General features: G+C 43.1%; 5 protein-coding genes. 1 reads left to right on the top strand and 4 read right to left on the bottom strand.

Annotated features, from left to right (window positions below; translation table 11 throughout):
- Positions 1-117: 117 nt before the first annotated feature.
- A complete protein-coding gene (locus AB6E30_RS18555) occupies positions 118-753 on the bottom strand; it encodes a LysE family translocator (protein WP_017058961.1) in 636 nt (211 codons plus the stop codon).
- Between the two features lie 298 nt (positions 754-1,051).
- Between AB6E30_RS18555 and AB6E30_RS18550 the strand changes: the two genes are divergently transcribed.
- Positions 1,052-2,524 carry a carboxypeptidase M32 gene (locus AB6E30_RS18550; protein WP_372104801.1) on the top strand — a complete coding sequence of 491 codons (1,473 nt, stop codon included), beginning with the start codon at positions 1,052-1,054 and terminating at the stop codon, positions 2,522-2,524.
- A gap of 29 nt (positions 2,525-2,553) precedes the next feature.
- Here AB6E30_RS18550 and AB6E30_RS18545 read toward each other — a convergent pair whose 3' ends face one another.
- The 3 genes from AB6E30_RS18545 to AB6E30_RS18535 form a co-directional block, all read right to left on the bottom strand.
- Positions 2,554-4,212, bottom strand: a complete 1,659-nt coding sequence (locus tag AB6E30_RS18545) for a hypothetical protein (protein WP_372104799.1) — start codon at positions 4,210-4,212, stop codon at positions 2,554-2,556.
- A 135-nt stretch (positions 4,213-4,347) separates the two neighbouring features.
- Positions 4,348-5,349 (bottom strand): metal-dependent hydrolase, encoded by a 1,002-nt coding sequence (locus AB6E30_RS18540; RefSeq protein ID WP_372104797.1) that lies wholly within the window; start codon positions 5,347-5,349, stop codon positions 4,348-4,350.
- Between the two features lie 226 nt (positions 5,350-5,575).
- Positions 5,576-6,385 carry a sulfite exporter TauE/SafE family protein gene (locus AB6E30_RS18535; RefSeq protein WP_029235341.1) on the bottom strand — a complete coding sequence of 270 codons (810 nt, stop codon included), beginning with the start codon at positions 6,383-6,385 and terminating at the stop codon, positions 5,576-5,578.
- Positions 6,386-6,572: the final 187 nt, after the last annotated feature.

Raw genomic sequence — 6,572 nt, 5'->3', positions numbered from 1 at the left:
ACTGAGCCCGTAGAGGACTTTCACCTCCTAGATCAACGCCATGCTCGGCGCACAAGCACAAAGCCCACGACACATCGTGGGCTTTCATATATTCATGTTCAACTGGAAAACGGTGAACTACACAGGCTCTTCCATCAGAAGCTTAACACCCAGCCCAACCAGCACCATGCCCGTCACGCCTTCCATCCACTTCATAAAACTCGCGTTCTTGAGCAAGTTTTTAGCGGAATTAAGTGCACCAGCCAAACCACACTGCCACACCATCGCAATCATAAAGTGTACCGAAGCCATCAACATAGATTGCAATAAAGGCGAACCTTCAGGGTTTACAAATTGAGGTAAAAAGGCCAGATAGAAAACTGCTGTTTTTGGGTTAAGAACGTTAGACAGAAAGCCTTCACGCAAAGAACGCTTTGCACTGTAAGCCTGCTGAGCTTGTTCACCTACCTTCAAACCGCCACCGTTTTTCATCAAAGCTCGCAAACTGCTTAAGCCAAGCCAGATGAGGTAAACCGCACCCACCATCTTAACGGCTTGAAAGAGTTCAGCGGACTGGGCGAGGATTGCAGATATACCCACAGCAGAGAAAAACGCGTGTACATACAAGCCGCTACAAATACCAAAGCTCGTCATACAACCGTCAGCTAAGCCAGAGCGGCTGGTGTTGCGAATCACCAAAGCCGTATCTAAGCCCGGCGTTAGCGTTAAAATAGTGATGGCAATTAGAAATGCCTCAAAGTTCAAAATATCCATATCATTGTCATTCTTGTTCAGCAATCTATCATCAATACCGTGTATCTGAACAATTCGCAAGCAACAATTACCACCAGCTATACAACTCACTGATTTTGTGCACAATAGAACAGTTTAATTTGTTAAGAAATAGTAAATTCAAGGCATCGTACCGCCTCATGCTTTTCTCGCTATATCTTCGACTCCGCAAGTCAGCGTCTTTGAAAAGCAGAGCCATAATCAAAGTACACGAGAGATGAACCTTAACGCTGACACAGCCCTAAGGATCTTTTAAAGAAACCAAATTAAGAGTAGTCAAATGAGCGCATTCAAAAAACTAGTCGAACACTCTCAAAAATGTTCACGCTTTCAACACCTAGCTTCTATTTGTGGTTGGGACCAAGCTTCAATGATGCCAGCAGGTGGTAACCAAGCTCGTAGTGAAGCGATGGCCGAGCTTTCTGTTCATATTCACGGCTTAATGACTCAACCACAGCTTGGCGATTGGATTGCAGACGCTGAAAATGAAGCGCTGAACACTGAGCAACAATCGTCACTCCGTGAAATAAAACGCCAGTGGCAACAAGCAAACCTACTTCCAGAAAAACTGGTTGAAGCGAAATCTCTATCGGGTTCAAAATGTGAACATGCGTGGCGTAGCCAACGCGGTAACAACGACTGGGTTGGATTCGAAAAGAACTGGCGTGAAGTGGTTGAGCTATCTCGTGAAGAAGCGCAGATCCGCGCAGACGCAGCTAATCTAACGCCTTATGATGCTATGCTGGATATCTATGAACCGGGCACTAGCTCTGCTTCGCTTGATATCTTGTTTGCAGACGTTAAAACTTGGCTTCCAAGCTTGATTGATGAAGTGATCGAAAAGCAGTCGAGCGAGCAATTTAACGCACCATCAGGTATCTATTCGACCGAGAAACAGAAAGCACTTGGTTTAGAAGTCATGAAGCTGCTTCAGTTCGATTTCGAACACGGCCGATTGGATGAAAGTGTTCACCCATTCTGTGGCGGCGTGCCTTCAGATGTGCGTATCACAACCCGATACGACGAAGCGGAGTTCGTTCAAAGCTTAATGGGCATTGTGCATGAAACAGGACACGCACGTTACGAACAAGGCTTACCAAAACACCTAGCAGGACAACCAGCGGGCGAAGCTCGTTCTATGGGCATTCATGAGTCTCAGTCTCTGTTCTTCGAGATGCAAGTCGGCCGCAGCGACCCGTTCATTGGACACTTAGCGAACTTGGCTGGTCAGCAATTCTCAGGCTCAGAATTTGAGAAAGAGAACTTCCAGAAGATCTACACGCGCGTGAAGAAAGACTTCATCCGTGTTGATGCCGATGAACTGACCTACCCTGCGCACGTTATCTTACGTTACGAAATTGAACGTGACTTGATCAACGGCAAGATCAAACACACCGACGTTCCAGAGTTATGGAATACCAAGATGCAGTCATACCTTGGCTTAAGCACTCAAGGCAATTTCACTAACGGTTGTATGCAAGATATCCACTGGACAGACGGCGCATTCGGTTACTTCCCATCTTACACATTAGGCGCGATGTACGCGGCGCAGTTCATGGCTTCAATGAAGAAAACGGTAGATGTGAACTCTGTGATTGAAAGTGGTGACCTATCACCTATCTTCACTTGGTTAGAATCGAATATTTGGAGCAAAGGCAGCCTGCTGACCACCGATGACTTGGTGAAAGGCGCAACGGGCGAAACCTTAAATGCGCAATACTTCAAAGATCATTTGAGAAGTCGTTATTTATAAGAAAAGGGCACTTAATGTGCCCTTTACCTCTACGGGTAACGTTCTAAGCTTCTCAGAGGCAAGACCCCACATTGATATCGATGTATCGCAGTATCAAGGTAATCTTGCGTAATGAACACTTCTTTGTAGTCTGTTTTTTTATTGCAGACTGGGCAATTTGAATCTACTCGCACCTTATTTTTAGGTGATGTAAATAGACAACTATTACACCTTAGACCATAACCACCGTGGTGGTTGAAAACAAACTCGTCTGCTTCAATCATATCTTGAATCCGCTTCTGCTTCATTTCGGCATTTAATTGCCTATTTCGCTCTGCTATAAGCTCTGTTTCACGTTCTTTGTGTAAGCGTTCTTCTCGAAGTTTTGTTGCTTCTTCCTTTCTCTTTTGCATTCTATGTCTGAAATCTTCGATGCTTTGATCTCTTAGCTGAAAAACAGTTGGGGCAATTGTAGTAGTCACCACATCGTTGATTGCTAAATACTGAAGGTAATCAAGTATTACTTTAAAAGGAGAGATTATCTTATGGTTTTCTTCAATCGTTAAATACCAAGCAATACGCTTGTTAGTCTGTGACCCGTTAGCCTTTGCTTTTTGCCTTGCTTGATATTGAGCCATATTCAATCGCAACATGTTTGAATTCATAGGAGCATTTTTCTGAACAAAGCGCTTTATGTCGAAAGCCTTTATATCTTGATTTACACCAATTCGATACAAATGATCAACGATAAGCGCTTGCCATTGCTCACGCTGACACTCGATAATCCAGTCAACATCGGTTTTAAAATTAACTAAGCCTGAGTATTTATCTACACTCACCCACTTTAAAAAATCAGGGTTAACGTTTTGCTTCTGCTGTTCATTTCGAAAAATCCAACTGCTATCAACAGTACCCAACCAATCTAGTTCGTCTTTGATCTCAGCTCTGAATCGCTGTTTCGCATTTTCAATATTATGCTCTTTTCTCTGCTCACGCTCATATAGCTGTTGTCTTCTAGACTCCTCAGCATCTAAACGATTTTGAATAACACGGTTCCTGTTTTCAGCTTCAAGTTTTAGTTCAGCTAGAGCTTTATTTACTTTTTCCATTGCCTTCGGATGGTGTATCCAATTAGCGTTAATAGGATTGAAAAGAGCCTTTCTGATTTCTTTATCTTGATACAATCTGTCAGAGTTATGCAGGCTAGTTAAAACGACTTCTATAGCGGGCTGATTTTCTTCTTTTATCGCTGCCAACTTTTCTGCCTCACATTCATGAGTAACTGTAATTTCAATAAATAGCGAGCGATGTTTTACCCTTCCATGGCTATCAATTCGATACTTGTGCCAAGAATATTCGTTTTGCACAGAATCAAACCAAACCTTTGCTGTTGGGTACTTTATCTCTTCTCCAATAAGAACCGTGTCGTCGAGTAGAATTATTTCAGGTGTGTATGTGAATTCAGGTAATACAATGCATTGTTCTGATTCTAATAGCTGTTGTGCATATTGATGAAGGTAAGTCATTGCTTCATAGTCAAAGCAATCAGTCTCAATCGCATGAGCGAAATGCGGACGCTTTTTTTGACCTTTGTTTTTAGCAATGAGTTGTTTTCCACAACTGGGGCAAATGCAGTCACAAGCTAAACCATTAAGGACGTTTTTGACGTGGTGTATTTTTCCATTTTTTAGACCAAACGGTATAAGCATGTAAGTTCCCTCGAGAGACTAACCAAATATTATCGTACTTATATCCAATAGCATACAAAACCTAACGCACTACACCTAACTGCTTACCAACATAAATATGAAAGTGGCTCCAATTAAGAAAATTATCGGAATCCATCAATCTCCTTTCAGCATATCGAAGAAGATCTGTCTCGACTCAGGTGTGTTGTCTCTATGAGTTTCGTATTTTACATGCGTGTTTGCATCAACAGTTTTTGATAGCTTGATACTCCAAAGTGCTTTCATTTGGTTCGGTACAATTGAATATCGGACATCGATAATACGCAGCTCGTCTGTTGGGTCCTGAGCAATATAACCATTCGAGAACCAGCGGAAACGTTCAATGTCTTTGGCTTGTTGGGAATCTGGGTCTAGCCAAGGTAAATCCCTGCTAACATTCAGTTTCGCAATCGACTCTCCGAGATATACATTTACCGATGTGCCAACCCGCACTGCGTCTACATGATATTGAGCCTCTGTTTCGTACACCACTTTCCACACCAAGATATTAGCGAAGCTTGGTTTTGCCTCTAATCGAATCGGTGTGTGTTGCCTTTCTTGCGCTAATTGCCACCCAACCGCCTCTGCCCTGTCTCGTTGAATCATCCCTAATGTTGGATAAATTAGCGCCCAAGCAAACGCGACACGCGCGAACCAAGGCGCTCGTTTCAACGTTGCAAACACAAGCAATACTAGGATGGGAAGCGTATAAACAGGATCGATGATTGAGATGGTGTTCCAAGCAAAACGCGCGTTGGTGAAAGGCCAAAATAACTGCGTGCCATAAGTAGTACAAGCGTCTAACAGTGCATGAGTGCCATAACCCAGAGCACAAAACAGCCAGCTTTGTTTGAAAGAAAGCCCACACCTTTTTGCAATCAGGTGATGCAAAACCAAGGCACAGATCAAACTGCCAATGGGGATAAAGAAGAGTGAATGGGTAAATTGTCGATGAAACTCCAAAGCCAACAAAGGGTCACTTTGAGACTTAATCAGTGCATCTAAATCTGGCGCTAACCCGGAGAGCAGCCCTAATAACCCAGCAACAACCAAATGTTGTTTTTTGCTTGTCGATTGTGACAAAGAAGCGCCTAACACGCCCTGCGTTAAAGGATCCATAAACCACTCATTGATAGCATTCCGTTGAATCAAACAAGATACATTTAGCTATAGCAGTGAATTGTTCATAACTAAACGATTTTATCAATATACTCATGTACATAGCTGTATAAGCATAGACCGATAAACAAAAAAGAGCAGTTATGAAACTGCCCTTTTCTAATTATTGGTGGTTGATCAATTTATTCGTTTTTGTTCTATATATTCACACTTGAACGATCTTCAATTAACGAGCAACCATGCTTGCTGCGATAACCACCAGCAGTACTGAGAAGATTTTCTTAATCGTTGGAACCGGTAAATGGTTGGTGGCTTTTGCGCCCAACGGAGCCGTGAACCAAGACGTGCACACAATACCCAGCAGCGCAGGCAGATAAACAAAGCCAGCAAAACCGTCTGATAGAGCAAAGTGGCTGCTGCCTGAACTGATGTAACCTATCGAGCCAAACAACGCGATGACAATGCCACAAGCCGACGCACAACCGATGGCCTTTTTCATATCAACAGAGAAGAACGTTAATAGCGGAACCAACAATGCACCGCCACCAATGCCTATCATGGCAGACAAGCCACCCGTAATGGTTGTCAGCACCGTTAGCACGCCCTTGTTTGGCAGTTTTCGTTCCTTAGGTGCATCATTTTTACTGCTTAAGAACATCTTGATCGCAATAAGAACCACACTCACGGCGAACACAATACGAACGACTTTTTCTGGCAACAGAGCCGCCATAAAGCCACTAACCAGTGCACCCAGAGCAACACCGAGCATGATCCAAGGCGCCAGATCCCAAGGCACGTTGCCATTCTTGTGGTGAGCAAGTGCAGAAGACGTTGAGGTGAACAGTATTGATGCCAACGAGGTAGCGATCGCCGCGACAACAACTTGGTCAGACGGAAGAACTTCTAAATACAGTAAAATGCTGCTTAACACGGGAACAATGATCAGCCCTCCGCCAATACCTAACAAACCGGCTAGAAACCCAACACCACTGCCCAGTAACGCACAGTAGAAAATCAACAACAGCAATTCACTCATTTCATCCATCTCTTAATTAAATTAATTGTCTTAAATAACGCACTATTAATGTGGTTATATTTCCATCAAGCTAATTAATATAACTGACACCGACTTAAATATTCAAACAGAATAGATCATGAATATTCCTCATGTTGAATGTGAAGTAATACCATTGTTAATGGTCAACCTATCAACGTATAAAAAC

This window comes from Vibrio sp. 10N.247.311.12 (genome assembly GCF_041467515.1).
Taxonomy (GTDB): Bacteria; Pseudomonadota; Gammaproteobacteria; order Enterobacterales; family Vibrionaceae; genus Vibrio; species Vibrio crassostreae_C.
This window is presented reverse-complemented; position numbering and strand designations above follow the sequence as displayed.